This is a genomic window from Streptomyces sp. NPDC031479 (assembly GCF_055581065.1).
In genome coordinates this window covers 186179-212521 of the sequence record NZ_JBVIKC010000001.1, presented here as the reverse complement: position 1 = coordinate 212521, position 26343 = coordinate 186179, and the positions used below count along the sequence as shown (strand labels likewise).

25 protein-coding genes, 2 tRNA genes and 1 pseudogene are annotated in these 26343 nt (G+C 71.8%); 11 read left to right on the top strand and 17 right to left on the bottom strand.

The window, feature by feature from the left end; translation table 11 throughout:
- Window positions 1-129: 129 nt before the first annotated feature.
- The 4 genes from ACZ5D2_RS01040 to ACZ5D2_RS01025 all read right to left on the bottom strand — a co-directional run bounded on the left by ACZ5D2_RS01040 (window position 130) and on the right by ACZ5D2_RS01025 (window position 4319).
- A complete protein-coding gene (locus tag ACZ5D2_RS01040) occupies window positions 130-1620 on the bottom strand; it encodes a DUF2252 domain-containing protein (RefSeq protein WP_468926276.1) in 1491 nt (496 codons plus the stop codon).
- Window positions 1621-1688: 68 nt separating this feature from the next.
- Window positions 1689-2348, bottom strand: a complete 660-nt coding sequence (locus tag ACZ5D2_RS01035) for a response regulator (RefSeq protein ID WP_371677660.1) — start codon at window positions 2346-2348, stop codon at window positions 1689-1691.
- 9 nt (window positions 2349-2357) lie between these two features.
- Window positions 2358-4052: a sensor histidine kinase gene (locus tag ACZ5D2_RS01030; RefSeq protein ID WP_371677659.1), complete on the bottom strand. Its 1695-nt coding sequence runs from the start codon at window positions 4050-4052 to the stop codon at window positions 2358-2360.
- 184 nt (window positions 4053-4236) lie between these two features.
- Window positions 4237-4319: transfer RNA gene (locus tag ACZ5D2_RS01025), tRNA-Leu, on the bottom strand.
- A gap of 294 nt (window positions 4320-4613) precedes the next feature.
- Between ACZ5D2_RS01025 and ACZ5D2_RS01020 the strand changes: the two genes are divergently transcribed.
- From ACZ5D2_RS01020 to pknB, 6 genes are all read left to right on the top strand, one after another.
- On the top strand, window positions 4614-5423 hold the full coding sequence (locus tag ACZ5D2_RS01020) for an FhaA domain-containing protein (protein ID WP_371677658.1): 810 nt from the start codon (window positions 4614-4616) through the stop codon (window positions 5421-5423).
- Window positions 5424-5433: 10 nt separating this feature from the next.
- Window positions 5434-5931: an FHA domain-containing protein FhaB/FipA gene (locus ACZ5D2_RS01015; RefSeq protein WP_371677657.1), complete on the top strand. Its 498-nt coding sequence runs from the start codon at window positions 5434-5436 to the stop codon at window positions 5929-5931.
- 147 nt (window positions 5932-6078) lie between these two features.
- The gene (locus ACZ5D2_RS01010) at window positions 6079-7545 is read left to right on the top strand and encodes a PP2C family protein-serine/threonine phosphatase (protein ID WP_371677656.1); all 1467 of its coding nucleotides are present in this window, start codon (window positions 6079-6081) and stop codon (window positions 7543-7545) included.
- 31 nt (window positions 7546-7576) lie between these two features.
- Window positions 7577-9001 (top strand): FtsW/RodA/SpoVE family cell cycle protein, encoded by a 1425-nt coding sequence (locus ACZ5D2_RS01005; RefSeq protein WP_371677655.1) that lies wholly within the window; start codon window positions 7577-7579, stop codon window positions 8999-9001.
- A complete protein-coding gene (locus ACZ5D2_RS01000) occupies window positions 8998-10461 on the top strand; it encodes a peptidoglycan D,D-transpeptidase FtsI family protein (protein WP_371677654.1) in 1464 nt (487 codons plus the stop codon). The genes ACZ5D2_RS01005 and ACZ5D2_RS01000 overlap by 4 nt, the downstream gene beginning before the upstream one ends.
- Window positions 10462-10618: 157 nt before the next feature.
- Window positions 10619-12655: a Stk1 family PASTA domain-containing Ser/Thr kinase gene (gene pknB / locus ACZ5D2_RS00995; RefSeq protein WP_468926268.1), complete on the top strand. Its 2037-nt coding sequence runs from the start codon at window positions 10619-10621 to the stop codon at window positions 12653-12655.
- Between the two features lie 83 nt (window positions 12656-12738).
- On the opposite strand, the gene ACZ5D2_RS00990 is transcribed toward pknB, so the two are convergent.
- The 6 genes and pseudogenes from ACZ5D2_RS00990 to ACZ5D2_RS00965 all read right to left on the bottom strand — a co-directional run bounded on the left by ACZ5D2_RS00990 (window position 12739) and on the right by ACZ5D2_RS00965 (window position 16702).
- Complete coding sequence (locus tag ACZ5D2_RS00990) at window positions 12739-13473, bottom strand: class E sortase (protein ID WP_371677652.1); 735 nt, start codon at window positions 13471-13473, stop codon at window positions 12739-12741.
- Between the two features lie 13 nt (window positions 13474-13486).
- Window positions 13487-14170, bottom strand: a pseudogene (locus tag ACZ5D2_RS00985) (class E sortase); the annotation flags it as partial.
- 146 nt (window positions 14171-14316) lie between these two features.
- The gene (locus tag ACZ5D2_RS00980) at window positions 14317-14955 is read right to left on the bottom strand and encodes an aminodeoxychorismate/anthranilate synthase component II (protein ID WP_371677651.1); all 639 of its coding nucleotides are present in this window, start codon (window positions 14953-14955) and stop codon (window positions 14317-14319) included.
- Window positions 14952-15128 carry a hypothetical protein gene (locus ACZ5D2_RS00975; RefSeq protein WP_030225149.1) on the bottom strand — a complete coding sequence of 59 codons (177 nt, stop codon included), beginning with the start codon at window positions 15126-15128 and terminating at the stop codon, window positions 14952-14954. Before ACZ5D2_RS00975 ends, ACZ5D2_RS00980 begins: the two co-directional genes overlap by 4 nt.
- A gap of 91 nt (window positions 15129-15219) precedes the next feature.
- The gene (locus ACZ5D2_RS00970) at window positions 15220-15957 is read right to left on the bottom strand and encodes a class E sortase (RefSeq protein ID WP_468926263.1); all 738 of its coding nucleotides are present in this window, start codon (window positions 15955-15957) and stop codon (window positions 15220-15222) included.
- Window positions 15926-16702, bottom strand: coding sequence for a DUF881 domain-containing protein (locus tag ACZ5D2_RS00965; protein WP_371677649.1), 777 nt, complete (start codon window positions 16700-16702; stop codon window positions 15926-15928). Before ACZ5D2_RS00965 ends, ACZ5D2_RS00970 begins: the two co-directional genes overlap by 32 nt.
- A 91-nt stretch (window positions 16703-16793) precedes the next feature.
- On the opposite strand from ACZ5D2_RS00965, the gene crgA reads away from it, so the two are divergent.
- Window positions 16794-17048 carry a cell division protein CrgA gene (gene crgA / locus ACZ5D2_RS00960; RefSeq protein ID WP_030225155.1) on the top strand — a complete coding sequence of 85 codons (255 nt, stop codon included), beginning with the start codon at window positions 16794-16796 and terminating at the stop codon, window positions 17046-17048.
- A 117-nt stretch (window positions 17049-17165) separates the two neighbouring features.
- Here the strand turns inward: crgA and ACZ5D2_RS00955 are convergent, their stop codons facing one another.
- Both ACZ5D2_RS00955 and ACZ5D2_RS00950 read right to left on the bottom strand, forming a co-directional pair.
- Window positions 17166-18041 (bottom strand): rhomboid family intramembrane serine protease, encoded by an 876-nt coding sequence (locus ACZ5D2_RS00955; RefSeq protein WP_468926259.1) that lies wholly within the window; start codon window positions 18039-18041, stop codon window positions 17166-17168.
- 145 nt (window positions 18042-18186) lie between these two features.
- Complete coding sequence (locus tag ACZ5D2_RS00950; protein WP_371681219.1) at window positions 18187-18714, bottom strand: peptidylprolyl isomerase; 528 nt, start codon at window positions 18712-18714, stop codon at window positions 18187-18189.
- Window positions 18715-18885: 171 nt separating this feature from the next.
- Between ACZ5D2_RS00950 and ACZ5D2_RS00945 the strand changes: the two genes are divergently transcribed.
- Window positions 18886-19623 carry a DUF5324 family protein gene (locus ACZ5D2_RS00945; RefSeq protein ID WP_468926690.1) on the top strand — a complete coding sequence of 246 codons (738 nt, stop codon included), beginning with the start codon at window positions 18886-18888 and terminating at the stop codon, window positions 19621-19623.
- Window positions 19624-19736: 113 nt separating this feature from the next.
- On the opposite strand, the gene ACZ5D2_RS00940 is transcribed toward ACZ5D2_RS00945, so the two are convergent.
- Complete coding sequence (locus ACZ5D2_RS00940) at window positions 19737-20318, bottom strand: LysM peptidoglycan-binding domain-containing protein (RefSeq protein WP_468926256.1); 582 nt, start codon at window positions 20316-20318, stop codon at window positions 19737-19739.
- A 148-nt stretch (window positions 20319-20466) separates the two neighbouring features.
- On the bottom strand, window positions 20467-20949 hold the full coding sequence (locus ACZ5D2_RS00935) for a MarR family winged helix-turn-helix transcriptional regulator (RefSeq protein WP_371677646.1): 483 nt from the start codon (window positions 20947-20949) through the stop codon (window positions 20467-20469).
- Window positions 20950-21064: 115 nt separating this feature from the next.
- Here ACZ5D2_RS00935 and ACZ5D2_RS00930 point away from each other — a divergent pair, with 115 nt between their 5' ends.
- A complete protein-coding gene (locus tag ACZ5D2_RS00930; protein WP_371677645.1) occupies window positions 21065-22516 on the top strand; it encodes an MFS transporter in 1452 nt (483 codons plus the stop codon).
- A 60-nt stretch (window positions 22517-22576) separates the two neighbouring features.
- Here ACZ5D2_RS00930 and ACZ5D2_RS00925 read toward each other — a convergent pair.
- A tRNA-Ala gene (locus ACZ5D2_RS00925) sits at window positions 22577-22649 on the bottom strand.
- Window positions 22650-22810: 161 nt separating this feature from the next.
- Here ACZ5D2_RS00925 and ACZ5D2_RS00920 point away from each other — a divergent pair.
- Window positions 22811-23359 carry a helix-turn-helix domain-containing protein gene (locus ACZ5D2_RS00920; RefSeq protein ID WP_266840297.1) on the top strand — a complete coding sequence of 183 codons (549 nt, stop codon included), beginning with the start codon at window positions 22811-22813 and terminating at the stop codon, window positions 23357-23359.
- A 38-nt stretch (window positions 23360-23397) separates the two neighbouring features.
- Entirely contained in the window at window positions 23398-24636 is a 1239-nt protein-coding gene (locus ACZ5D2_RS00915) for a serine/threonine-protein kinase (RefSeq protein WP_468926251.1), read from the top strand.
- On the opposite strand, the gene ACZ5D2_RS00910 is transcribed toward ACZ5D2_RS00915, so the two are convergent.
- Both ACZ5D2_RS00910 and ACZ5D2_RS00905 read right to left on the bottom strand, forming a co-directional pair.
- A complete protein-coding gene (locus ACZ5D2_RS00910; protein ID WP_468926248.1) occupies window positions 24633-25973 on the bottom strand; it encodes a hypothetical protein in 1341 nt (446 codons plus the stop codon). The two genes, ACZ5D2_RS00915 and ACZ5D2_RS00910, sit on opposite strands and share 4 nt — an antisense overlap.
- A gap of 122 nt (window positions 25974-26095) precedes the next feature.
- The gene (locus tag ACZ5D2_RS00905) at window positions 26096-26230 is read right to left on the bottom strand and encodes a DLW-39 family protein (RefSeq protein ID WP_208809277.1); all 135 of its coding nucleotides are present in this window, start codon (window positions 26228-26230) and stop codon (window positions 26096-26098) included.
- Window positions 26231-26343: the final 113 nt, after the last annotated feature.

The window sequence follows — 26343 nt, the reverse complement described above, 5'->3', positions numbered from 1 at the left end:
AACACAGCTCACGTGAAACACGGCTCACGTCAAACACGGCCTGGTGAACACGGCCCTCGTGAACACAGCCCACCTGAACCACGGCGCACCCGAGCCGGCCCTCAGCCCCTCAGCCGGGACTTCAGAACCTCAGACCCCGAACTCCGCCGCTATCCGGCCCGCCCTCACCGCGGCCACCAGGTCCGCGTGGTCGGCCTCGCTGCGATCGGCGTAGGCCACCGCGAACGTGGCGACGGCCTCGTCCAGTTCCTCGTTCTTGCCGCAGTACCCGGCCAGCACCCGCGGATCCGCGCTGTGGGCGTGCGCCCGCGCCAGCAGGGCGCCGGTCATCCGGCCGTAGTCGTCGATCTGGTCGACGGCCAGCGCCGCCGGGTCCACGCTGCCCTTGCGGTTGCGGAACTGGCGGACCTGGAAGGGCCGGCCCTCCACCGTGGTCCAGCCCAGCAGGATGTCGGAGACCACCTGCATCATCTTCTGCCCGGCCACCACCCGGCGGCCCTCGTGCTCCTCCCGCGGCGCGTGGAAGCCCAGCCCCGGCAGGTACGGCAGCAGCACCGACGGCCGCGCCTCCTTCACCTGGAGCACCAGCGGCTCACCCCGGTGGTCCTGCAGCAGCACCACGTACGACCGGGTGCCCACGCTCCCGGTGCCCACGACCCGGAACGCCACGTCCTGGACCGCGTACCGGGCCAGCAGCGGCAGCCGGTCCCCCGAGAGGGTCTTCAGGTACGGGCCCAGGGAGGCGGCCACGGCCGCGGCCTCACCGTCGCCGACCCGGCGCAGCACGGGCAGCGCGTCCACGAAGCGGCGGGCGCCGTCCTCCCCGGCCTCGGTCGACTTGGCGGCGAACCGGGCGGAGGTGTTGTTGCGGGCCTTCTCCGAGACCCGTTCCAGCGTGCCCAACAGATCGCGGGCATCGGTGTGCGAGACGAGTTCCTCGTCGGCGATGGCGTTCCAGGCGTCCAGGGCCGGCAGCTTGGCCAGCAGCCGCATGGTCCGCCGGTAGGCACCCACCGCGTCCCGGGCGGCCGCCCGGCAGGTGTCCTCGTCCGCTCCGGCCACCCGCCCGGCGAGCACCAGGGAGGCCGCCAGCCGCTTGACGTCCCACTCCCAGGGGCCGAACACGGTCTCGTCGAAGTCGTTGAGGTCCATGACGAGGCGCCCGCGCGCGTCCCCGTAGAGACCGAAGTTGGCCGCGTGCGCGTCGCCGCAGAGCTGCGCGCCCACCCCGGTGACCGGCCCGCCGGACAGGTCGTGGGCCATCAGGCCGGCCGCTCCGCGCAGGAAGGCGAAGGGGTTGGCGGCCATCCGGCCCACGCGTATCGGGGTCAGTTCGTCGACGCGGCCGACGTTGGACTCCTCCACCGCGCGCACCGCGTCGGGGCGCCCGGCGGGAGCCTCGAAGTGCGCGTGGGCCGCCCGCGGCACCCGCGCCCGCAGCGCCTTCCCGGCCTCCTTCTGCGAGCCCGGCACGGCCCTCGACCCGAAGCCCTCGACGCGGGGTATCCGCCCGCCGCCCCGCCCCGCCGCCGCACCGGCCGCACCACCCGCGTCCGCCGCGTACGCCGCGTTCACCGCGTTCACCGCGTCCGCCGTCTGCTGCTTCGGTACCGTCACCATCCGCGCTGCCCCCGCACTGTTCGCGCCCCATCGGCCTCGGTCGCCGATCAAGTCGGCCCGAACGGTACCTAGAGCCCGGCGTCCCTGGCCAGCAGGGCCGCCTGAACCCGGTTCTCGCACTCCAGCTTGGCCAGGATCCGGCTCACGTACGTCTTCACCGTCGCCTCGCTCATGTGCAGCCGGCGGCCCGCGTCCGCGTTGGACAGCCCCTCGCCCAGCAGCGCCAGCACACCGCGCTCGCGCTCGCTCAGCCCGGCCACCCGCCGCCGGGCCGCCTCGCCGCGCCCGGCGGCCCGCCCGGTGGCCAGCTGGTCCACGACGTGCCGGGTCGCGCCGGGGGAGAGGTAGGCGTCCCCGGCCGCGGCCGCCCGGACCGCTCCGATCAGCTCGCCCGGCGCCGAGTCCTTCAGCAGGAAGCCCGCACCGCCCTCGCCGAGGGCCCGCAGCACGTTCTCCTTCTCCCCGAAGGTGGTCAGGATCAGCGCCCGCACGCCCGGTGCCGCCCGCCCCAGCTCGCCCAGCGCGGTCAGTCCGTCCATCACGGGCATCTGGATGTCCAGGAGCATCACGTCCGGGGCGTGCGAGCGGGCCAGCTCCACCGCCTCCCGGCCGTTGGCCCCCTCCGCGACGACCTCGATGTCCGGCGCCGACGTCAGGATCATCCTGATCCCGGCCCGGATCAGCGGCTCGTCGTCAGCGATCACCACTCGGATCACCTTGGCTGTCACCCCGCGCTCCTACTGCTTGACCTCGTACGCCTGCTTCTCCACGAGCTTGCCGCCCCGGAAGCAGAACCGGAAAACGGAGTCGTTGGTGAACTCCGACGAGTCCTCCGTCGACAGCAGGGCCAGACAGACCGTGCCCTCCGGCGGGGGCGGCCCCTTGCGGTCCAGGCCCGACGTCAGCACGCTGTCCCCGTCCGGCAGCCGGTCGCGGACGGACTTCTCCGCGTCGCCCACGCTGACGGAGTCGTACTCCTCCCTGCTGATCATCGCCTTGTTCACGGTGCCCAGCAGCAGGGTCATCCCGGCCCCCAGCACGATGATCAGCAGCACCACCGCCGCGACGGCTATCCCGCAGCCCAATGCGACGCCCCCGGTCCGGCTGCGTACCGGCACGGCCAGTTCGCGGTCCACCGCCGCCCAGTCCATCGGCGGCGCGGTGCGCCGTACCCAGGCACGGGCCTGGGAGCGCTGCCCGAAGTCGTCGGCCACGTCCTCCTCGGCCGCCCCGGCCGGCTCCGTCCCGTACGGCAGCACACCGGCCACCCGAAAGCCACCGCCCTCGGCCGCGCCCGCGTGCACCATGCCGCCGACCAGCCTGGCCCGTTCCCGCAGCCCCGTCAGCCCCTGCCCGCCGGAAATCACCTCGCCGGGCCCCGGGGCGGCCGCCGGACCGTTGGCGATCTCCACGACCAGCGAGTCGTCCTCGTAGCGCAGCTCCACGGTGATCACCGACCCGGGCGCGTGCTTGTAGGCGTTGGTCAGCGCCTCCTGCACGATCCGGTACGCCGCGTGGTCGCAGGCCGCGACCAGCGGCCGGGGCCGGCCCGCCGTGGCGAGCCGTACGTCGGTCCCCGCGGCCCGGGCCGCCTCCACGATGCCCGCGATCCCGGCGACCCCCCGCGCCGCCGGCTGGGCCTCCTCCACCACGGGCGGCGCCTCCACCCCGTCCCGCAGGATCCCGACGACCTCGCGCAGCTCGTGCATCGCCGCGACGGAGGCCTGCCGCAGCACCCCGACGGCCTCGCGCTGGCGGTCGGTCAGCGCGGGGTCCACCTCCAGCGCCCCGGTGTGCACCGAGATCAGCGCCAGCTGGTGACCCAGGCTGTCGTGCATGTCCTGGGCGATCCGCTGACGCTCCCGCAGCCGGGCCTGCCCGGCCACCATCGTCCGCTCGCGCAGCAGTTGGTCGTTGCGCTCCTGGAGCGCGCTGAGCAGCGTCCGGCGCTGGTACCAGTACCGGCTGGCCAGACCGGGCATGACGGTCGCCGCCAGGAACAGCAGGGTGGAGAAGACCACGATCAGCAGCGGCCGCGTCTGGGCCCACTGGTCGTACAGGCCGAGGCCGACCTCGGCGAGGAAGGCCAGCACGAAGGCCGCCAGGGCCCGCCCCACGCCGACGATCCGCCGGCCCGCCGACCAGCCCAGCACGATCGTCACGAGGAGCACACCGGGCAGGAAGGCGCTCGCCGCCGCCCCCAGCACCAGGGTGGCCGCCGGCAGCCTGCGCCGCAGCAGCACCAGCGCCACGATGGCCACCACTCCGAGGACCATCTTCTGGCCGGAGCTGTTGCTGAGTTCGTCGATGCCCAGACCGAGCAGGGACAGTACGGCGGCGATCGTCAGGTCCCCCGCGAAGGCGCGACCCGACCAGGGCTCGGCCCCCTTCAGCCAGTCCCGGCCCGCCCGTATTACCGCCTTGGCATCCACCCGACCGACCCTAGACACCGATCCGCGCCCCCGTCCGTCCACTTTCGTCGCCCCGTTCCCGACGAAAGTCGGCCGCCGCGGTGCGCGGCGGTGCCCGTCACGTCCTCGGGTGCCGACGCACCGGCCGCGGGCACAACGAAGAACCCCCGCTCCGGATTTCTCCGAAGCGGGGGTTCTCCCGATGTGGGCGAGGGGGGATTTGAACCCCCACGTCCCGAAGGACACTGGCACCTGAAGCCAGCGCGTCTGCCGTTCCGCCACTCGCCCGAGCGGCTCCCCAGTGGACTTCCCTTTCGGGCCGTTCCCCTGGCGACGAACGAAAGATTAGCACGTCATCCGGGGTGGATTCACATCCCTTTCCCGGACCCCCCTCGCACCCTCCGGGACCGGCCCCTCCCGGAGTCCCCTCCGGGTGCGGGACACTGTCCCTGGAGCGCCCCTACGATCCCTTGTGAGTACCAACACTCCTGTACACGGGACCGGAGGGGAACCAGCCGAATCCGCCACGCGTGGATACGATCAGTAAGCAGTACAGGGCGACAGCGACGGAGGAGGTGCCCCATGGGAGTTCTGAAGCGGTTCGAGCAGCGACTCGAAGGTCTGGTGAACGGCACCTTCGCCAAGGTGTTCAAGTCCGAGGTCCAGCCGGTGGAGATCGCCGGAGCCCTCCAGCGGGAGTGCGACAACAACGCCACCATCTGGAACCGCGAGCGGACCGTCGTGCCCAACGACTTCATCGTTGAGCTCAGCGCGGGCGACTACGAGCGCCTGAGCCCGTACTCCGGCCAGCTCGGCGACGAGCTCGCGGGCCTCGTCCGCGACTACGCCAAGCAGCAGCGCTACAGCTTCATGGGCCCCATCAAGGTCCACCTGGAGAAGGCGGACGACCTCGACACCGGTCTGTACCGTGTCCGCAGTCGCACCCTCGCCTCCAGCACCTCCCAAGACGCGCCGCAGGCCCCCCAGGGCCAGCAGCAGGGCGGTTACGGCTACCCGCCGGTCGCCGCCCCGCCCATGCCGTCCGGACCGCCTCCGGGCGGACCGGGCGCACGCGCCGGCGGGGGTCCCGTACCCTCCGGCGCACCGGGCACCACCCGGCGTTGGATCGAGATCAACGGCACCCGCCACCAGATCTCGCGCCCCACGCTCGTACTCGGCCGCAGCACCGAGGCCGATGTGCGGATCGACGACCCCGGCGTCTCGCGCCGGCACTGTGAGATCCGGACCGGAACACCCCCGACGATCCAGGATCTCGGGTCCACCAACGGCATCGTGGTGGACGGGCAGCACACCACCCGCGCTACGCTCCGCGACGGCTCGCGGATCGTCGTGGGCAGCACCACCATCATTTACCGGCAAGCCGAAGGGTGAAGCGGGGGCAATGTCAGAGCTGACCCTGACGGTCATGCGGTTGGGTTTCCTGGCCGTTCTGTGGCTGTTCGTCATCGTGGCCGTTCAGGTCATCCGCAGTGATCTCTTCGGTACGAGAGTCACGCAGCGCGGCTCGCGCCGCAGCGGCGCGACCGCCGCTCCGCCGCAGCCGGGGCGGCAGTCCGCGCCCCCGCAGCAGCGCCAGCGCCGCGGTGCGCCGACCAAGCTGGTCGTCTCCGAGGGCACCCTCACGGGAACCACGGTGGCGCTCGCCGGCCAGACGATCACGCTGGGCCGCGCCCACGACTCGACGATCGTGCTGGACGACGACTACGCCTCCAGCAGGCATGCCAGGATCTACCCGGACCGTGACGGCCAGTGGATCGTCGAGGACCTCGGGTCCACGAACGGCACCTATCTCGACCGGACCAGGCTGACCACCCCGACGCCCATTCCGCCGGGCGCCCCGATCCGCATCGGCAAGACCGTCATCGAGCTGCGGAAGTAGTACGAGAATGAGCGAGCGGAGCGAGCGAGCCGCGGCGGTCCGTCCCACCGGGGACCCGGACCCGCGCGCGCTCCCGACCGGAGGGTGGGCAGTGTGGCTCGTCGAGACCGGTTGTACCCCGAGGCATCGTCGACAGGGCAGGTGCGCATGAGTCTGTCCCTGCGGTTCGCCGCCGGATCGCACAAGGGGATGATCCGCGAGGGCAACGAGGACTCCGGCTACGCCGGCCCCCGGCTCCTCGCCGTCGCCGACGGCATGGGCGGCCAGGCAGCCGGCGAGGTCGCCAGCTCCGAGGTCATCTCCTCCCTCGTGCAGCTCGACGACGACGTCCCGGGTTCCGACATCCTCACCGCCCTCGGCAGCGCCGTGCAGCGGGCCAACGACCAGCTGCGCGTCATGGTCGAGGAGGACCCCCAGCTCGAAGGCATGGGCACCACGCTCACCGCCCTCCTGTGGACGGGCCGCAGGCTCGGCCTCGTCCACGTCGGAGACTCCCGCGCCTACCTCCTGCGCGACGGCGTCCTCACCCAGATCACGCAGGACCACACCTGGGTCCAGCGCCTCGTCGACGAGGGCCGGATCACCGAAGAGGAAGCCACCACGCACCCGCAGCGCTCCCTGCTGATGCGGGCGCTCGGCAGCGGTGACGTCGTGGAACCCGACCTCTCCATCCGGGAGGTCCGGGCCGGCGACCGCTACCTGATCTGCTCCGACGGCCTCTCCGGCGTGGTCTCCCACCAGACCCTGGAAGAGACCCTCGCCGACTACCACGGCCCGCACGAGACCGTGCAGACGCTGATCCAGCTCGCCCTGCGCGGCGGTGGCCCGGACAACATCACCTGCATCGTCGCGGACGTCCTCGACACCGACAGCGGCGACACCCTCGCCGCCCAGCTGAGCGACACCCCTGTCGTCATCGGCGCGGTCGCCGAGAACCAGCACCAGCTCTTCGACGGCAACGCCATGCAGACCCCGGCCGGCCGGGCCTCGGGCCTCGGCCGCCAGGCCCCGCCGCCGGCGGGCTCCTTCGGCCCGCCCGGCAGCGGCGAGGCCCCCGGCTACGGCTACCCCGACCAGGGCCAGGGCCAGGGCGGCGGCGCATACGGCAGCTTCGGCGAACCCGAGGGCTACGAGGCGGAGGCCCCGTACGAGGACACGTACGACCACCCCCGCAGGCGCCGCAGCAAAGGGCGCAAGTGGACCACGCGCACGCTGATCCTGCTGCTGGTGGCCGGTGTCGTCGGCGGCGGGCTCTACGCCGCGCACCGCTGGACGCAGACCCAGTACTACGTCGGCGTCAAGGGTGACCACGTCGCGCTCTACCGCGGCATCAGCCAGAACCTGGCCTGGATCCACCTCTCGCAGGTGGAGACGGATCACCCCGAGATCGAACTGAAGTACCTGCCGTCCTTCAAGCGCAAGCAGGTCGAGACGACGATCAGCGAAGGCAGCGTCGACGGGGCCCGCAAGAAGATCGACGATCTCGCCACCCAGGTGTCCGCCTGCAAGAAGGACGAAGCCCGCCGCGCCGCGGAAGCGCAGAACAACCAGACGCCCGGCCCCAGCCTGACTCCCGCGGAGCAAGCTCTCGTCGGCCAGTGCGAAAAGCAGTAGACATACGCGGGCACAGGGGGCCTGCCACACCATGAGCGTTGTCACCAACACGACCACCATCGGCGCCATCGAGGCGCCGAGCCGGCGGAACACCGAGCTCCTGCTGCTCGCCTTCGCCGTGGTCATCCCGATCTTCGCCTACGCCAACGTGGGCCTGGCGATCCACGGCGAGCTGCCCCCGGGCATGTTCCTCTACGGGCTCGGCTTCGCCGTCCTCGCCGGCATCGGCCACCTCGTCGTACGGCGCTACGCCAAGTACGCAGACCCGCTGCTGCTGCCGATCGCCACCCTGCTCAACGGCCTGGGCGTCGTCCTGATCTGGCGGCTCGACCAGTCCGAGCGGCTGCGGACGCTCGCCAAGCGCAGCTTCGGCACCTTCTCGGAGTCGGCGCCGCGGCAGATGATGTACACGGGGCTGGCCCTCGCCCTGTTCGCGGTCGTGCTGCTGGTCCTCAAGGACCACCGCGTGCTCCAGCGGTTCACGTACATCTCCATGGCGGGCGCGCTGATCCTGCTGATCCTGCCCGTCGTCCCGGGTCTGGGCGCGGACGTCTTCGGCGCCAAGATCTGGATCAGCGTCGGCGGCTTCTCCATCCAGCCCGGTGAGTTCGCCAAGATCGTCATCGCCATCTTCTTCGCCGGCTACCTGATGGTGAAGCGCGACGCCCTGGCCCTGGCCAGCCGCCGCTTCATGGGCCTCTACCTGCCCCGCGGCCGTGACCTCGGCCCGATCCTGATGATCTGGGCGATGAGCCTGCTCGTCCTCGTCTTCGAGAACGACCTCGGCACCTCGCTGCTCTTCTTCGGCATGTTCGTGATCATGCTGTACGTGGCCACCGAGCGCACCAGCTGGATCGTCATCGGCCTGCTGATGTCGGTCGGCGGCGCCGTGGTCGTCGGCACCTTCGCCAGCCACGTCAAGGTCCGCGTCACCGCCTGGCTCGACCCCTTCGCCTGCTACACCACCTCCGGCGCCTGTGAGCAGGTCGGCCAGTCGATCATGAGCTTCGGTTCCGGCGGGGTCCTCGGCACCGGCTGGGGCCAGGGCAACTCCGACCTCATCGGCTTCGCCGCCAACTCCGACTTCATCTTCTCCACCGTCGGCGAGGAACTCGGCCTCACCGGCGTCATGGCCTTCCTCCTGCTCTACGGGCTGATCATCGAGCGGGGCGTCCGCACCGCCCTCGCCGCCCGCGACCCCTTCGGCAAGCTCTTCGCCATCGGGCTCTCCGGCGCCTTCAGCCTGCAGATCTTCGTCGTCGCCGGCGGAGTCATGGGCCTCATCCCCCTCACCGGCATGACCATGCCCTTCCTCGCCTCCGGCGGCTCGTCCGTCCTCGCGAACTGGGTGCTCATCGCCATCCTCATCCGGATCAGCGACACCGCACGCCGACCTGCCCCGGCTCCCGCCCCGTCCCCCGACTCCGAGATGACCCAGGTGGTCCGCCCGTCATGAACAAGCCCCTGCGCCGCATCTCGCTGTTCTGCGGGCTGCTCGTCCTCGCCCTGCTGATCCGGACCAACTGGCTGCAGTACGTCCAGGCCGAGGACCTCAGCACCCGCAAGGAGAACCGCCGGGTCCAGATCGCCCAGTACGCCACCGAACGCGGCAACATCATCGTCCAGGGCCAGCCCATCACCGGCTCCGCCGTGACGGACGGCAGCGACTACAAGTACAAGCGGACGTACCTCGACGGCCCCCTGTGGGCGCCCGTCACCGGCTACGCCTCGCAGGCCTACGGCTCCACGCAGCTGGAGTCCCTCGACGACGGCATCCTCACCGGCAACGACGACCGGCTCTTCTTCGACCGCACCATCGGCATGTTCACCGGCGAGAAGAAGCAGGGCGGCAACGTCGTCACCACCCTGAACGCCGCGGCCCAGAAGGCCGCCTACGAGAAGCTGGGCACCAAGAAGGGCGCCGTCGCCGCGATCGACCCGCGCACCGGCGCCATCCTGGCCCTGGTCAGCACCCCCTCGTACGACCCGTCCACCTTCGCCGGCAACTCCAAGACCGACGAGAAGGCCTGGGTCGCGCTGAAGGACAGCGAGGACAAGAACCTCGTCAACCGCGCCCTGCGCGAGACCTACCCGCCGGGCTCCACCTTCAAGGTGGTCACGGCCGCGGCCGCGCTGGAGAACGGCGTGGTGAGCGACATCAACGCCCCCACGGACACCCCCGAGCCGTACATCCTGCCGGGCACCAAGACCCCGATGGTCAACCACGCGAGCGGCTGCGAGAAGGCGACGCTGAACTTCGCGCTCCAGGTCTCCTGCAACTCCGTCTTCGCGAACATGGGCGACAAGGTCGGCCGCGACAAGATGGTCGAGACCGCCCAGAAGTTCGGCTTCAACAACGACAAGATCGACATCCCGGTCCGCGCCTTCGCGAGCGTCTACGACAAGACCATGGGCAAGGACGGCAACGCCCAGAGCTCCATCGGCCAGTTCAACACCGCCGCCACCCCGCTGCAGATGGCCATGGTCACCGCGGCCATCGCCAACGACGGCAAGCTGATGAAGCCGTACATGGTCGAGCAGCTGACCGCGCCGAACCTCGACACGATCGAGAAGCACGAGCCGCAGGAGATGAGCCGCCCGGTCTCCGCCGCGAACGCGCAGAAGATCCAGCAGATGATGGTCAACGTCGTCGAGAACGGCACCGGCACCACCGCCAAGATCAAGGGCGTCACCGTCGGCGGCAAGACCGGCACCGCCCAGCACGGCGAGAAGAACGCCAAGCGCCCCTACGCCTGGTTCATCTCCTACGCCGAGAACCCCGACGGAACCTCCCCGGTCGCCGTGGCCGTCGTCATCGAGGACAGCGCCGCCGACCGCGAGGACATCACCGGTGGCGGCCTGGCGGCCCCGGTCGCCAAGGCGGTCATGGAAGCCGTACTGAAGAACAAGGGATGAGAAGCGGAGACAGGATCCGAGCGCTCGGTACCGGTCCGATATCAGCCTGTGGTCACGAACCGATCACCGACGATCGGCCGGTAGCCTTGCCGCGAACAGCACACCGCCGGACCACACACGGGTGCGGTCGGGACTGACGGAGAGGGCTGCAAACGTTATGGAAGAGCCGCGTCGCCTCGGCGGCCGGTACGAGCTGAGCCACGTGCTCGGCCGTGGTGGCATGGCCGAGGTCTACCTCGGTCACGACACCCGGCTCGGCCGTACCGTCGCCGTCAAGACCCTGCGCGCCGACCTCGCCCGCGACCCGTCCTTCCAGGCCCGGTTCCGCCGCGAGGCCCAGTCGGCGGCGTCGCTGAACCACCCGGCGATCGTCGCCGTGTACGACACCGGCGAGGACTACGTCGACAACATCTCCATCCCGTACATCGTGATGGAGTACGTCGACGGCTCGACCCTGCGCGAGCTGCTGCACTCGGGCCGCAAGCTGCTGCCCGAGCGCACCCTCGAAATGTGCATCGGCATCCTGCAGGCGCTGGAGTACTCGCACCGCGCCGGCATCGTGCACCGCGACATCAAGCCCGCCAACGTCATGCTGACCCGCACCGGTCAGGTCAAGGTCATGGACTTCGGCATCGCCCGCGCCATGGGCGACTCCGGCATGACGATGACGCAGACGGCCGCCGTGATCGGCACCGCCCAGTACCTCTCCCCGGAGCAGGCCAAGGGCGAGCAGGTCGACGCGCGCTCCGACCTGTACTCCGCCGGCTGCCTGCTCTACGAGCTGCTCTGCGTCCGGCCGCCGTTCGTCGGCGACTCGCCGGTGGCCGTCGCGTACCAGCACGTGCGCGAAGAGCCCCAGCCGCCGTCGAACTTCGACCCCGAGATCACGCCCGTGATGGACGCCATCGTCCTCAAGGCCCTGGTCAAGGACCCCGACTACCGCTACCAGTCCGCCGACGAGATGCGGGCCGACATCGAGGCCTGCCTCGAAGGCCAGCCCGTGGCCGCCACCGCCTCCATGGGAGCGGCCGGCTACGGCTACCCCGACCAGGGCGGCTACGGACACCAGGGCCAGGACCAGGCCACCACCGCGCTGCGCTCCCCCGACGCGGGCCAGACCTCGATGCTCCCGCCGATGCCCCCCGGGGGCGACGGCGGATACGGGTACGGGGACCAAGGCCACGGCGGCTACGACCAGGGCCACGGCCGGCGCCAGCAGAAGAAGAGCCGGGCCTCGACGGTCCTGCTGGTCCTCGCCGGCGTCCTCGTGCTGGTCGGCGCGATCCTGATCGGCCGGACCCTCTTCGACTCCAGCGTGGACAACCGCCCCGCCGTGCCCAAGCTGGTCGGCCAGACCTTCGAATCGGCGCAGCAGAGCGGCAAGAGCATGGGTCTCACGGTGGAGAAGGAGGCCGAGGAACCCTGCGAGGACCAGCCCAAGGGCACCGTCTGCTCGCAGAACCCGGCCGCCGACACCAAGGTCGACAAGGGCACGGCCGTCAAGGTCAAGGTCTCCTCGGGCGCGCCCAAGGTGGCGGTCCCCGACGTCCTGCGGCTGAAGTTCGAGGACGCCGATTCGGCCCTCAAGGGCAAGAAGTTCCAGGTCGAGAAGAAGCTCGTCGAGTCCGACGCCGCCACCCCCGGCACCGTGACGGACCAGAACCCGAAGAGCGGCAGCCAGGCCGAGCAGGGCTCGGTGATCACCCTCACCGTCGCCAAGGAGGTCGCGAAGGGCCTCGTGCCCGACCTCTCCGGCAAGACGAAGGAGGAGGCCGCCAAGGCCCTCCAGGCCGTGAAGCTCAAGCTGGGCAGCACCACGGAGGTCGACTCCCCGGGAGCCCCGCCGAAGACGGTCGTCCAGCAGCAGTACGCGCCGGGCACGGAGCTGGCGAAGGACACCCCGGTCAACGTCAGCATCTCCAAGGCCGCCGCCGCGACGCCGACGGTGGTGCCCGCGCTGACGGGTCAGACGGTGGCCCAGGCCAAGCTGACGCTCCAGGCGAGCAACCTGGTCTTCGGCGCGGTACTGGCGGGCGCGACCGACGACAACGCGGTGATCATCGACTCCAACCCGCCCGTCGGCACCCAGGTGCCGGGCGGCACCGTGATCAACGTCCGCACCGCCCCGAAGGCCCAGGACGGCAACAACGACGGCGGAGGCTTCATCGGCGGCTTCACCGGCGGCCGCCGCTAGCGGAGCGCACGCGAACAGGCCCGGCCCCCGATGGGGGGCCGGGCCTGTTCCCGTTTCGCGCAGGGGACGCGGATCCCCCCCGGTCAGCGCAGCTCCGCCGGCGGCGTGCGCTTCTCGTCCACCTTCTCCGTGCGCACCAGCTCGCCCCAGACGATGTAGCGGTACTTCGAGGTGTAGACCGGGGTGCAGGTCGTCAGCGTGATGTACCGGCCCGGAGCGGTCTTCCCCGATTCCTTCGGGACCGGGTTGATCACGTCCACGTTGTACTTCGAGGTCTGGCGCAGCTCGGCGAAGACCTTGTAGACGTACCAGGTGTCCCGGGTCTCAAAGACGACCGCGTCGCCGTCCTTCACCTTGTCGATGTTGTGGAACTTCGCCCCGTGCCCGTCACGGTGCGCGGCGAGCGCGAAGTTGCCCTTGTCGTCCCAGGGCAGGGCCGACTTCACCGGATCCGTGTAGTAGCCGGCGACACCGTCGTTGAGCACGTCGGGGGCGGTGCCCGGCTTGACCAGCACCTCGCCGTTGTCCATCGACGGCACGTGCAGGAAGCCGATGCCGTCCCCGGTGTCGAGGGCTCCCGGCTGGGCGGGCGCGTTCGGGGCCTGCGCGGGGGCCGACTGCCACTGCCGGCGGACCTGGTCGCCCCGGGCCGAGGCCTGCCGGTCCGCGAGGACGTTGGTCCACCACAGCGAGTAGGCCACGAACAGGCCCAGGACCAGGCCCACCGTGATCAGGAGCTCTCCCAGCAGGCTCAGGAACCCTGCGGTCACACTGCGGTCGGCAGGCGGCGGTGCGGAGCGGCGGCGGGCACGAGACACTGCGGGTTCGTCCTTACGGGCTGGTCAGCGCGGGCGGAACGCCCTGGCTGCGCGGGCGTTCGTCGATCATCCTGCCCCATACGATCATCCGGTAGGTGCTCGTGAACTCGGGGGTGCAGGTGGTCAGCGTGATGTACCGGCCCGGTGCGGTGAATCCGGATCCCTCCGGGACCGGCTTGATCACCGAGACGTTCGCCGGGGAGGTCTGCGGGAGCACCGAGGTCATCTCGTACGTGTAGTACGCGTCCCTCGTCTCCACCACGATCGGGTCACCCGGCACGAGCTTGTTGATGTAGCGGAACGGTTCACCGTGGGTGTTGCGGTGGCCTGCGACGGCGAAGTTGCCCTGCTTGTCGGCCGGCATGGCCGTCTTGAGCACGCCCTCGCCGTAGTGGCCGACCATGCCCCGGTCCAGCACCTTCGCCTTGCTGATCCCCTCCGCCACCGGGACCTTGAGGTCCAGCTTGGGGATGTGGAGGATCGCGAAGCCCTGTCCGGGCTCGAAGGCCGCCACCGGCGGCGCCGAGGGGGTCCCCGCTCCCGGGGCCTGCTCCCAGGTGTGCCGCAGCGAGCCGGCGGCCCCGTTGGCCGTCCGTTCGGCGAGCAGGTTGGTGTACCAGAGCTGGTAGGTCACGAACAGCAGCATCACCAGGCCCACCGTGATGAACAGCTCACCGGCCGCCCGGCTCAGCACCACCACCGGGCCGCCGGAGCGGGGGCGGGCGCGCCGCCGTCCCCGCCCTCCCCGTTTGCGTGCCCGCGCGTGCGAGCGCTTCGCGGCCTCCCGGTCCGCCTTGCGCCGCGCGGCCCGGCCCTCGGCGGGCGCGGACGGCGCGACCGTCGTCACGCGACGGCCTTGCCCACCACCGGGGCCAGCCCCACCGACCGCTCGACCGCTCCGGCGTCCCCGCAGCGTACGAGCCAGTTCGCGAGCATCCGGTGGCCCCACTCGGTCAGTACCGACTCGGGGTGGAACTGCACGCCCTCGACGTCGTGCTCCCGGTGCCGCAGGCCCATGATGATCCCGTCCTCGGTCCGCGCGGTGACCTCCAGCGCGTCCGGCAGGGTCATCGGTTCGGCGGCCAGCGAGTGGTACCGGGTGGCGGTGAAGGGCGACGGCAGTCCGGCGAAGACGCCGAGGCCCTCGTGGACCACCGGCGAGGTCTTGCCGTGCAGCAGCTCGGGGGCCCGGCCCACCACGCCGCCGTAGGCGACGGCCATGGACTGCATGCCGAGGCAGACGCCGAAGACCGGGACGCCCGTGTCCGCGCAGTGCCGGACCATGTCGACGCAGACGCCCGCCTCCTCCGGCGTGCCCGGCCCCGGCGAGAGCAGCACGCCGTCGAAGCCGTCCTGCGCGTGTGCGAGCTCGACCTCGTCGTTGCGCAGCACCTCGCATTCGGCGCCGAGCTGATAGAGGTACTGGACCAGATTGAAGACAAAGCTGTCGTAATTGTCGACAACCAGAATGCGCGCGCTCACGGAGTCGCTCCCGATCCCTCGTCCACCGTCACGTCGTTGAACGGAAGCAGCGGCTCGGCCCACGGGAATACGTACTGGAACAGTACGAAAACCACCGCCAGGATCAGTACGAGAGAGATCAGCGCGCGAACCCACGCGTTGCCCGGCAGGTGCCGCCAGATCCAGCCGTACATTCCGTCTGTTTCCTTCGTCGTCCACGATCGTTCCACGCACCGCGGGGGCGGTACCGCAACAGCCTAAAGGCCCGGACCCCGCCGTTGGGGGTCACCTGGGCAATCCCTCCGCTCCGCCGGGCGCGGCGGGCCCGGTTCCGGTGAGTTCCGCCCAGACGACCAGCCGGTGGCTGTGGCCCCATTCGGGATCGCAGGTGGTCAGCGTCAGGTATTTGCCCGCGGCGGTGAAGGGGGACCGCGCGGGCACCGGGTCGACGACCGCGACCTCGGTGGGCAGGGTGCGCAGCGGTGCGGAGCGGACGGTGTACGTGTACCGGTGGGTGGCGTCGCGGACGATCACCTCGTCGCCCGGACGGAGCTCCGGGACGTCCTTGAAGGGGTCTCCGTAGGTGCGCCGGTGCCCGGCCACGGCGAAGTTGCCGTCGTCCCCGGGGCCGGCCGTGCCCGGGTAGTGGCCGAGGCCCTTCTTCAGCACGCCGGGGTCCGTGCCCTCCAGCACCGGCTTGCTCCAGTCCGGGCCGAAGCGGGGCACGTACATCTCGGCGAAGGCCTGCCCGGCGGGCCGGGGCCGCGGCTTCGCGGCCTGCTGCGGGGGCGCCCCGGAGGGCCGCGGGGCCGGGGCGGCCGCGGGGGCCGCGGCCGCCCAGCGGTCGCGCAGCCGGTCCCGCTCGCCCTCCATGGCCCGGTCGGCCTTGACCCCGGTCCACAGCAGCACGTAGGCCACGAACAGCACGATCAGCGTCCCGGCCGTCAGGCACACCTCGCTGAACGTCCGTACCACCAGGCGCAGTACGACGTCAGGGCGCGGCGGACTCCAGCGGCTTCGCATAGTGGAGGTCCACTGTGCCGGAGTACCCCGGCAGTGTCAGCCTCTTGTCCTCGTCCACTTTCCAGCCGAGCCCGTACGCGTTGACGTACAGCTGGTAGTTCTGCAGGGCGGGGGAGGCCGCGAGGGCCTTGCGCAACGCGCCCGGGTCGCCGACGGCCGACACCTTGTACGGGGGCGAGTAGACCCGGCCCTGGAGGATCAGGGTGTTGCCCACGCAACGCACCGCGCTGGTGGAGATCAGCCGCTGGCCCATGACCTCGATGCCCTCGGCGCCGCCCTGCCACAGGGCGTTCACCACGGCCTGGAGGTCCTGCTGGTGGATGACCAGGTCGTTGGGCTGGGGCTCGGGGACGCCCGGGACACGCGCGGTGGCGTTCGGCGGCGCGTCGTTGAGGGTGACGCTCAGGCCCTTGCCGGAGAGCTCCTCGGTGCCCGCGGCGGTGCGCAGGGCGGCCAGCTTGGCGTCCTCGGCCTTGGTGCTGCCGTCATCGCGTTCGGCGAGGGCGTCCACCCGGTCGCGCGCGAGCGCGGCGGTCTTCTCCAGCTCGGCGTTGTTGGCGCTGCGCTCGTGGATGAGGTCGGACAGCTTCAGCAGTGATGCGTCCGTCCGGATGTTCGTACCCTTGGACGTGTTGAAACTGGTGACGAAGATGAGGCCTGCCAGGGCGAAGACGGCGGCCGTCAGCAGCCGGGCCACCCCGGTCCGGCGACGGGGACCCGCGGAGGAGTCGTCGGATTCGCTCAACGTACCCTTCTCCTTCAACGCCACAGGTCCACTACGCTAACGGACGCCCGGGGCAGGCCAGGTCCCCAGCCCATCGACAGGAGAGCCCCTCGTGCCGAAGTCACGTATCCGCAAGAAGGACGACTACACGCCGCCGCCGGCGAAGCAGGCGCAGACGATCAGGCTGACGAACCGCAGCTGGGTCGCCCCGGTCATGCTGGCGTTCTTCCTCATCGGTCTCGCGTGGATCGTCGTCTTCTACGTGACCGACACCCAGCTGCCCGTCGAGGCCCTGGGCAATTGGAACATCGTGGTCGGTTTCGGATTTATCGCTGCCGGATTCGGTGTCTCCACGCAGTGGAAGTAATGCGCGGATAGAGCCGCGGCGCAAGCTCTCCCCAGGAGTTATCCACAGCGTCATCCACACCTGAGGAAAAGACAGAAGATCTGTGGATAACTCTGTGGAGAGTTGACGCCGGTGTGATCAGGTGAGTTCGGCCGTCCGGACCATGACCAGCGCCACGGCCACCAGGAACACAGCCGCGCAGGTGACCGCCTGTACCAGTATGCGCTTCCTGCCGGTGGCGGGAGCCAGCATGCCCAGCGCCACCAGTGCGCCGGTCACCAGGCCGCCGATGTGCGCCTGCCAGGACACCGACAGGCTGCCGCCCAGCGGCACGAAGGTGATCAGGAGCATCAGCCCGAGCGTGATCAGCACCGGCCGCATCTCGTAGCGCATTCGGCGGGCGAGGACCACGGTGGCGCCGAGGAGCCCGCAGATGGCGCCCGAGGCGCCGAGGGTCGGCGTGTTCGGCGCGGTCAGCAGGTAGACGAGGGCGCTGCCGCCCAGCCCCGACAGCAGGTAGAGGGCGAGGTAGCGGGCCCGCCCCAGGGCTGCCTCCAGCGGGCCGCCGATCACCCACAGGGCCAGCATGTTGCTGAAGATGTGCCACCACTCGACGTGCAGGAACACCGAGGTCAGCAGCCGGTGGTACTGGCCCGTGGAGATCCCCTCCAGCGGGGCCCCGTAGTACTCGACGTAGCGGCCGAGCAGCTCCAGCTGGACCGCCAGTCCCGGTACGGCGTACGTGGCCAGGAGGACGGCCACGTTGATCCCGATCAGGATCTTGGTGACGAGCTGGGGATCGGCCGCGACCCGGCCGCCCGCGAGGGTGCGCGGGGCATTCGCCGCGGGGGCGTGCCCGGTGCCGGACCTCCCGCGGACGCACTCCACGCACTGGAAGCCGACCGCGGCGCTCACCCTGCACTCGGGGCAGACCGGGCGGTCGCAGCGGGTGCAGGTGATGCCCGTGTCGCGGTCCGGGTGGCGGTAGCAGCCCGGCAGACGGTCGGTGTCCATCGGTCCCCTCGATCGGCGGCGCGGCCGGCGCGGGAGGTGCCCCGCCGGTCCGGGTACACAACCAGGACGGACGGGCGGGGCGCAAAGGTTCCCGGGGCCGCGCGGACCGCGCCGGCCGACGGGAGGGGTCAGCGCCTCTCCGTGGTCAGCGCTTCTCCACGATGACCGACTGAATGATCACGTCGTCCACGGGGCGCTCGGTGCGCGGGTTGGTGGCGCCCGCCGCGATCTTGTCCACGACCTTCTGGCTGGCGGGGTCGGTCACCTCGCCGAAGATGGTGTGCTTGCGGGTCAGCCAGGCGGTGGGCGCGACCGTGATGAAGAACTGCGAGCCGTTGGTGCCCGGGCCGGCGTTGGCCATCGCGAGCAGGTAGGGCTTGGTGAAGGCCAGGTCGGGGTGGAACTCGTCGGCGAACCGGTAGCCAGGCCCCCCGGTTCCGTTGCCGAGCGGGTCGCCGCCCTGGATCATGAATCCGCTGATGACGCGGTGGAAGACGGTGCCGTCGTAGAGCGGAGCGGTGGTCTTCTGGCCGTCGGTGGGACGGGTCCACTCACGGGCGCCCGTGGCCAGCTCCACGAAGTTGCGGACGGTCTTGGGCGCGAAGTTCTCCAGCAGCTCGATCTCGATGTCGCCGTGGTTGGTCTTCAGGGTGGCGTAGAGCTTCTCGGCCACGGGTCTGCCTTCCATAGTCATCACTGTCGGTCCCGATCCTCCCACGGAGGGCAGCGCACAGAAATCCTCCACCCGTATGCCCTGTCACGCATGCCCGGCGGCGCTATGGCAGGCATGATCCGACAAAGGGTGGAAAGGTGAACCGTGTCCGCCACCGAGGAGGAGGATCCCGTGACCCGCAAGGACAGCGTGCGCCTGGCCGCCGAGAGCGCCAAGGACACCGTGAGGCACGCAGCGGAAGTGGTGGCGCCGTACGCAGAGACCGCGAGGGACGCCGCCGTGCACTACGCGCACGAGGCGAACGAGCGGCTGGCGCCGAAGGTCTCGTACGCGGCCGGCCAGGCCTCGCTCCACGCGCGCACGGCCTACGACACCCACCTGCATCCCCGCATGGTGGCGGCGCGCGCCCACGTACCGCCCCCCGTCGACCGGGCGGCGGTCCAGGCGATCGAGCAGACGCGCCGCGCGGCGCGCCAGGCCGCCGACTACACGCAGCCCCGTTTCGAGAGCGCCGTGGCGGCGGCCACGCCGGTCGCCGAGGAGGCCGCGGCCCGCTCGACGGCGGCGCTGGCCGCGCTGCGGGGTCAGGTGTCGGCCAAGGAGGTGCACCGGCTGGTCCGGCGCAACCGGCGCCGGGCGCGCTGCCACCGGACGCTGCGCGGGGTCGCGCTCGTCGGCCTCGTGGCGGGCGCCGCCTTCGTGGTGTGGAAGTGGTGGGACCGGCAGTCGAACCCGGACTGGCTCGTGGAGCCCCCGGCGGCCACCGAGCTCTCCCGCGACACCGAAGCCGCCAGCTTCGACGACGAACTGCTGGAGAAGGAGCGCGAGGCCCAGGCGGGCTCGAACGGCTCGACCGGCTCGACCGGCTCCGACGGCTCGACCGGCTCCGACGGCGACGAGCGGCGCTGACGGCAGACGGCGGCGCTGACGGCACTGACGGCACCGGCCCGGCACGCGGAAGGGGCCCGGATCCACCACCTGGATCCGGGCCCCTTCCGCGTCCTGCCGCCACGGCCGTCCGGCTACTGGGGGAGGGTGAGCAGCATGCCCGGCAGGATCATGTCGGGGTTCGGGCCGACGACGGTCCTGTTCATGGCGTAGAGCTCCCGCCACCGGGCCTCGTTGCCGAGCTCGCGGCGGGCGATCGCCGAGAGCGAATCGCCCGGCTTGACCGTGTACATGCGCTTCTTGGCGGTCGACGACGGCTTGGGCGAGACGGGTACCGCCTTGTGCGCGGCCGAGGTGGGGCTGGGCATGGCCGGACCGGACGCCGGGGGCGGCGGCACCGGGGGCGTCCGGGGCGCGGCGGCCACGGGCGGCCCGGGCGGGCCCGCCAGGGGCGGCTTCGGTGCCACCGGTACCGCCTTGTGCGCGGCCGACGTGGGGCTGGGCATGGCCGAACCGGACGTCGGGGGCTTGGGCGGCGCGGCCGCGGCCGTCCGCTCGGCGGCCGCCTTCGGGGCCGCCGCGGCGTCGGTGTACTTGCCGCCCATGCCGCCGGACGCGGACCCCGCCGCGGCCTGCTGCTCCGCCTGCTCCTTCGCCTTCGCGGCGGCCTCGTGTTCCTTGTTCTTGTCGGACTTCAGGAAGTCGAAGAGTCCCATGTGCGCAATCCTCCGGCGTGGTGTTGCCCCCTGGGCTCGATGCCTCTCCCCACTGTCCGCCACCCGGGGCCGAACGGCCCAGTGACGGGGCCGTCCGGGGGACGTCCGGAGGCGTCCCGGGGCCGCCCGCGCGGGATGCCCCGGGCGCTTACTGGCGGGCCCGGCGAGCCGGGCGGGGGGTCTCCGAGGGGGTCGCGAGGGCGTCCTCGGCGAGCAGCCTCAGCGTGCGCAGGAGAACTTCGCGCCCGGCCGGGGGGAGCGGGGCCAGGGCCTCGGCGTGCACCCGGTCGACGATCCGGGTGCTCTCGGCGGCGACCTCGGCGCCCTTCGGGGTCACGGCGATGATCCGGGCCCTGCGGTCCGTGCTCGAGGGCCGCCGCTCGGCCAGGCCGGCCTTCTCCAGGGCGTCGACGGTCACCACCATCGTCGTCTTGTCCATGTCACCGATCTCGGCGAGCTGGATCTGGGTGCGTTCCTCCTCCAGGGCGTGCACGAGGACGCAGTGCATACGGGCCGTCAGCCCGATCTCCCCGAGGGCCGCGGCCATGCGGGTGCGCAGGACGTGGCTGGTGTGGTCCAGGAGGAAGGACAGGTCGGGCTCGGTCCGCGCGTTGGGCGCCATGGCGGTCATGACCTCAGCCTAACAATTCGATCCGAGAAATATAGTCTGCAACAAAACCATCTGCTACGGTCTCACCAGTCGCCGGATACGACGACCTGCCGCCTCACCGCGACCGGAGAAACCGATGCCCGCCACGCTCCAGGCCCCCGCGCCCACCCCGACCCCCGCACCCCGGGCACCCCGGCTCCGCTCCCGCTGGACCGCCCTCGCCGTGCTCTCCACGGGCATGCTCATGACCGTCCTCGACGGCAGCATCGTCACCGTGGCCATGCCGGCCATCCAGAACGACCTCGGCTTCACCCCCGCCGGCCTCAGCTGGGTGGTCAACGCCTACCTGATCGCCTTCGGCAGCCTGCTGCTCCTCGCCGGCCGCCTCGGCGACCTGATCGGCCGCAAGCGGATGTTCCTGGCGGGCACCGCCGTCTTCACGGCCGCCTCGCTCCTCGCCGGCCTCGCCGGATCGCCCGCCCTGCTGATCGCCGCCCGCTTCCTCCAGGGCGTGGGCAGCGCGATGGCCTCGTCCGTCAGCCTCGGGATCCTGGTCACCCTCTTCACCGGAACCCGCGACCGCACCCGGGCGATCGCCGTCTTCTCCTTCACCGGAGCAGCCGGCGCCTCCCTGGGCCAGGTGCTGGGCGGGGTCCTCACCGACGCCCTGGACTGGCACTGGATCTTCTTCATCAACCTGCCCATCGGCATCGCCGCCCTGCTCGCCGCCCTCCCCGCGCTGCCCTCCGACCGCGGCCTCGGCCTGCGCGCCGGAGCCGACGCCCTCGGCGCGGTCCTGGTCACCGCCGGACTGATGACCGGCATCTACGCCGTCGTCACCGTCGAGACGTACGGCTGGACCTCCGCGCACACCCTCGGCCTCGGCGGCCTCTCCCTGGCCCTGCTCACCGCCTTCACCGTGCGCCAGGCCAAGGCCCGCGTCCCCCTGATGCCGCTGCGGATCCTGCGCTCCCGCACCGTGGTCGGCGCGAACCTGGTCCAGATGCTGATGGTGGCCGCGCTGTTCTCCTTCCAGATCCTGCTCGCCCTGCACCTCCAGCGCGTCCAGGGCTACGGGGCCGCGGAGACCGGTCTCGCGATGCTGCCCGCCGCCCTCTCCATCGGCGCGGTCTCGCTCGGCGTCTCGGCCCGCCTGAACGCCCGCTTCGGCGAGCGCGCCGTGCTCCTCGCGGGGCTCGGGCTGCTGACCGTCGGCCTCGGCCTGCTGACCCGGCTGCCGGTGCACGCGGACTACGTCACCGACCTGCTGCCCGTCATGCTGCTGGCGTCCGGCTTCGGCCTGGCCCTGCCCGCGCTCACCGCCCTGGGGATGTCCGGCGCCGACGAGCGGGACGCCGGCTTGGCGTCGGGCCTCTTCAACACCACCCAGCAGATCGGCATGGCCCTCGGCGTCGCCGTCCTCTCCACCCTGGCCGCTTCCCGCACCGGGTCCCTGACCGCGGCCGGCCGCACCCCGGCCGAATCGCTCACGGGCGGCCACCACCTCGCCTTCGCCCTCGGCGCCGCCCTCCTGCTGACCGCCGGCGCGGTGACGGCCACCCTCCTGCGCCGTCCCCGCACCCCCTGAGGCCCGTAACGCAAAAGACCCCCTGACCGGCGTTTCCGCTGGTCAGGGGGTCTTTGAATGTGGAGCCTAGGAGATTCGAACTCCTGACATCTGCCTTGCAAAGGCAGCGCTCTACCAACTGAGCTAAGGCCCCGAGCAACCGGACGCGACCGTACCCCGTGAGGCGGCGGCCGTTCCGCAGCACAGAGTACCCGGTGTACCCCCGCATCCCGCAAAATGATAGGGACTCCCGCCCCGCGACCACGCTCCGTAAGATGCTCGCGAGGTTCGCACCAGCGAAGGGGAGTAGTCAGAGTGGACGCAGTACAGCAAGAGGCCACGGCCAGAGCCAGGGAGCTGCAGCGCAGTTGGTACGGGGAGCCGCTCGGCGCGCTGTTCCGACGGCTCATAGATGACCTCGGTCTGAACCAGGCCCGCCTCGCTGCCGTCCTCGGGCTGTCGGCGCCGATGCTGTCCCAGCTGATGAGCGGGCAGCGCGCCAAGATCGGTAATCCGGCCGTGGTCCAGCGGGTCCAGGCCCTCCAGGACCTCGCCGGACAGGTTGCGGACGGAAGCGTCAGCGCGGCCGAGGCGACCGACCGGATGGACGAGATCAAGAACACCCAGGGAGGCTCCGTCCTCAGCAACAGCGGTCAGACGACGACGGGTTCGGGCGCGCCCACGGTCAAGCGGGTCGTCCGGGAGATCCAGTCGCTGCTGCGATCGGTCTCCGCCGCCGGGGACATCATCGACGCGGCGGATTCCCTCGCACCCAGCCATCCGGAACTGGCAGAGTTCCTCCGGGTCTACGGCGCGGGCCGCACCGCGGAGGCGGTGGCCCACTACGAGGCCCACCAGAACTGACGCGCACGCGTGACGGGGGACGGGGGACGGGCGCAGCGATGGGTGAGGTCTTCGCCGGCCGGTACGAACTGGCCGACCCGATCGGGCGCGGCGGCGCGGGCGCCGTCTGGCGGGCCTGGGACCACCGCCGCCGCCGGTACGTGGCCGCCAAGGTCCTCCTGCACGGCGACGCCCACACCCTGCTGCGCTTCGTGCGCGAGCAGGCCCTGCGCATCGACCACCCGCACGTGCTGGCCCCGGCCAGCTGGGCGGCGGACGACGACAAGGTCCTGTTCACCATGGACCTCGTCGCCGGCGGCTCCCTCGCCCACCTGATCGGTGACTACGGGGCCCTGCCGCCCCGGTTCGTGTGCACGCTGCTCGACCAGCTCCTGGCGGGGCTGGCGGCGGTGCACGCGGAGGGCGTCGTCCACCGCGACGTCAAACCGGCCAACATCCTGCTGGAGGCCACCGGAACCGGGCGGCCGCACCTGCGGCTGTCCGACTTCGGCATCTCGATGCGCAAGGGCGAGCCGCGGCTCACCGGGACCGATCTGGTCGTCGGCACCCCGGGTTACCTCGCCCCCGAGCAACTGACGGGCGCCGAGCCCGACTTCCCCGTCGACCTCTTCGCGGCGGGACTCGTCGCGCTCTACCTGCTGCAGGGCCGCAAGCCCGATTCCCTCGCGCTGGCGGGGCAGTTCGCCGCCCAGGGCGCCCCCGGAGCCCCGGAGGGCGTCCCCGCGCCCCTGTGGGACGTGATCGCGAACCTCCTGCACCCGGACCCCCGGAGGCGGTTCCGGACCGCCACAGGGGCGCGCAAGGCCCTTGCCGAGGCCGCCCGGCTGCTACCGTCACCCGACCCGGACGAGGATCCGGTGGAGGTGTTCGACCAACTCGGTCCGCTCCCCGCCGGTTTCGGCCCCGCAGGCCCCTCGGAGCGACGCTCCGCGGCCGCGTCCGCGCCCTCCGCGGAGTCCGCTCCCCCGCCCTCCCCGAGGGCCTCGCACGGGCCACCCGCCGCCGGTGCCGACGCCGGTGCCTTCGGGCCGCCGCCGCCCGGCTACGGCCCCGAGGAGACGGACGGTTTCCACCTCGCGCCCCCGTCCGCCCCGACGCCCCCGTCCTCCCCCGCGGGGCCGGCACCGGCTCCGGCACCGGCTCCGACGCCGGCCCCGACGCCCGTGGCGCCCGCGCGCCGCCGGGTCCCCCCGCCCCCCGCCGGGGCCACCGCCGCGATCCTCTCGGCGGCGCTCCTGTGCTTCGCGGTCGGCGCCTGGGCGTCGACCCGCTTCTAGGCCCCGTCGTCGAAGCGGCGCCGGGACAGCAGGAGCCAGCCGCCGAGCCCGAGCAGCAGCAGCGTGCCCGTCCCGAAGCCGGCGCCCGCCACGGTCCGCATCAGGGAGCGGTCCTCCTCCCGCGCGGCGGCCTCGGGGACGGTGAGCCCCTCCTTCGCGGCGGCCCGCTCGGCGGCGCCGACCCCGAAGCCCGCCGCCGCCAGCCCCTCCCGGTACGCGGGCTCCGCGGCCCGGACGCCGCCCACGTCCACCCGTAGGGTCAGCGGCACGGGCGAGGCGTCCTCGGTGAACTCCCCCACCTTCCCGCCCAGGGTGACGGCGACGTAGTACCAGCCGGCCACCCGCAGCGGCCGGACCTCCGCCTTGCCGGAGAAGCGGTTCGCGTACGCCACCGGCACCGTCCCCGGCAGGGTCACGGCGGCCTGCTTCCCGTCGTAGGAGGTGTCCCCGGAGTCCACGAGCCCCCGGTAGGGCGCGTACAGCGAGACGGTGAGCCCGTCGGAGGCGGAGCCGTACGGCCGGGTCATCCGGGCCTTCGCGATCTCGGCGCCGACCGCCAGCCGCTGCCCCCAGTCCAGCGGCACCCGGTAGAACCGCGTCTGGCCGGGCCTCAGTTCGTCGCGCCACACTCCGGAGCCCAGGGCCCGCGCGTCGTTGAAGCCGGTCCCTCCGGTCCGCGGGACCGGGTCCGTGCCCGGCAGGACAGGGGAGGGGGAGGGCAGCACCGGGGGCGGGGAGACCGGGGCGCCGCCCGCGGCCGGGGCCGGTTCGCGCAGGACGAGGAGCTCCACCGGCCAGGCCGCCCGGTCGGAGTCCTTCGCCGCCGACCGGGTGACCTTCGCGTAGTACGTCCCCGGGGCCTGGCACTCGGAGTCCTCCTCCAGCCGCCGCTGGCCCGCCGCCGCGAGCGGGACCGGGTCGAGGCCGAAGGAGGCGCGGCCCGGGTTGTACGGGCAGGCGCGGCCGGCGTTGGTCATGACCTCGACCTCGACCCCGTCGGAGTACCCGACCCTGCTCCCCGCGGGCGGGCGCAGCACCGCGGAGACGTACACGGTGGAGGCGCCGTCGAGACCGAGCCGGTACACCCGTTCGCCCGGGGCCACGGTGTCCTCGTAGACCACGCCGGTCTCCAGCAGCGGGGCGTCCGCCGTGGAGGGCCTGCCCTCCACCCTCCGGGCCCCCTCGGCCGCCCGGTAGCGCGGCGGCGGGGCCGGGGAGGGCCCGGTCTCCGCGCGGGCGGCCCCCGGCAGCCAGAGCGCCACCAGGGCCGCGGCCAGCCCGAGGCGCACGACCGCGCCCGCCCCGCGTCCGCGACGCACCCGCACGTTCACGTCCACCCCACGCCATCCCGATTTTTGCCAATGCAAGCGAAATCGTTGCAGAACGGAATTTCTCGGCACAGAACAGCACGAAGCCCCGGCAGCAGCGGCAGCCGGGGCTTCATGGAATCAAGCGGGTCTCACACGCCGGAACCAGAGGGCACGGAGTCGGTTGCCTCCGTCCACAGGTCCTGCTCGGCGCGGTCCGCCTGGATCTGGCGGTACACGAGGAGCCCGCCGATGGCGGCCAGTGCGACCAGGAGCAGCTTCTTCACCGCGCGACCTCGTCTTTCGTTGACGTAGGGGACTTCTGGCGGCCAACAATACACACCGGCCGATACCGATCGGTTACCTGGCAACCCCTCACATGGCCCAACGACAAAGACCC

What these genes read in the sequence shown, in the direction of transcription:
- ACZ5D2_RS01040 (WP_468926276.1), bottom strand. Translation starts at nt 1,620, where the DNA reads ATGGTGACGGTACCGAAGCAGCAGACGGCGGACGCGGTGAACGCGGTG.
- ACZ5D2_RS01020 (WP_371677658.1), top strand. Translation starts at nt 4,614, where the DNA reads ATGGGAGTTCTGAAGCGGTTCGAGCAGCGACTCGAAGGTCTGGTGAAC.
- ACZ5D2_RS01015 (WP_371677657.1), top strand. Translation starts at nt 5,434, where the DNA reads ATGTCAGAGCTGACCCTGACGGTCATGCGGTTGGGTTTCCTGGCCGTT.
- ACZ5D2_RS01010 (WP_371677656.1), top strand. Translation starts at nt 6,079, where the DNA reads ATGAGTCTGTCCCTGCGGTTCGCCGCCGGATCGCACAAGGGGATGATC.
- ACZ5D2_RS01005 (WP_371677655.1), top strand. Translation starts at nt 7,577, where the DNA reads ATGAGCGTTGTCACCAACACGACCACCATCGGCGCCATCGAGGCGCCG.
- ACZ5D2_RS01000 (WP_371677654.1), top strand. Translation starts at nt 8,998, where the DNA reads ATGAACAAGCCCCTGCGCCGCATCTCGCTGTTCTGCGGGCTGCTCGTC.
- pknB (WP_468926268.1), top strand. Translation starts at nt 10,619, where the DNA reads ATGGAAGAGCCGCGTCGCCTCGGCGGCCGGTACGAGCTGAGCCACGTG.
- ACZ5D2_RS00975 (WP_030225149.1), bottom strand. Translation starts at nt 15,128, where the DNA reads ATGTACGGCTGGATCTGGCGGCACCTGCCGGGCAACGCGTGGGTTCGC.
- ACZ5D2_RS00970 (WP_468926263.1), bottom strand. Translation starts at nt 15,957, where the DNA reads ATGCGAAGCCGCTGGAGTCCGCCGCGCCCTGACGTCGTACTGCGCCTG.
- ACZ5D2_RS00955 (WP_468926259.1), bottom strand. Translation starts at nt 18,041, where the DNA reads ATGGACACCGACCGTCTGCCGGGCTGCTACCGCCACCCGGACCGCGAC.
- ACZ5D2_RS00940 (WP_468926256.1), bottom strand. Translation starts at nt 20,318, where the DNA reads ATGGGACTCTTCGACTTCCTGAAGTCCGACAAGAACAAGGAACACGAG.
- ACZ5D2_RS00935 (WP_371677646.1), bottom strand. Translation starts at nt 20,949, where the DNA reads ATGACCGCCATGGCGCCCAACGCGCGGACCGAGCCCGACCTGTCCTTC.
- ACZ5D2_RS00930 (WP_371677645.1), top strand. Translation starts at nt 21,065, where the DNA reads ATGCCCGCCACGCTCCAGGCCCCCGCGCCCACCCCGACCCCCGCACCC.
- ACZ5D2_RS00915 (WP_468926251.1), top strand. Translation starts at nt 23,398, where the DNA reads ATGGGTGAGGTCTTCGCCGGCCGGTACGAACTGGCCGACCCGATCGGG.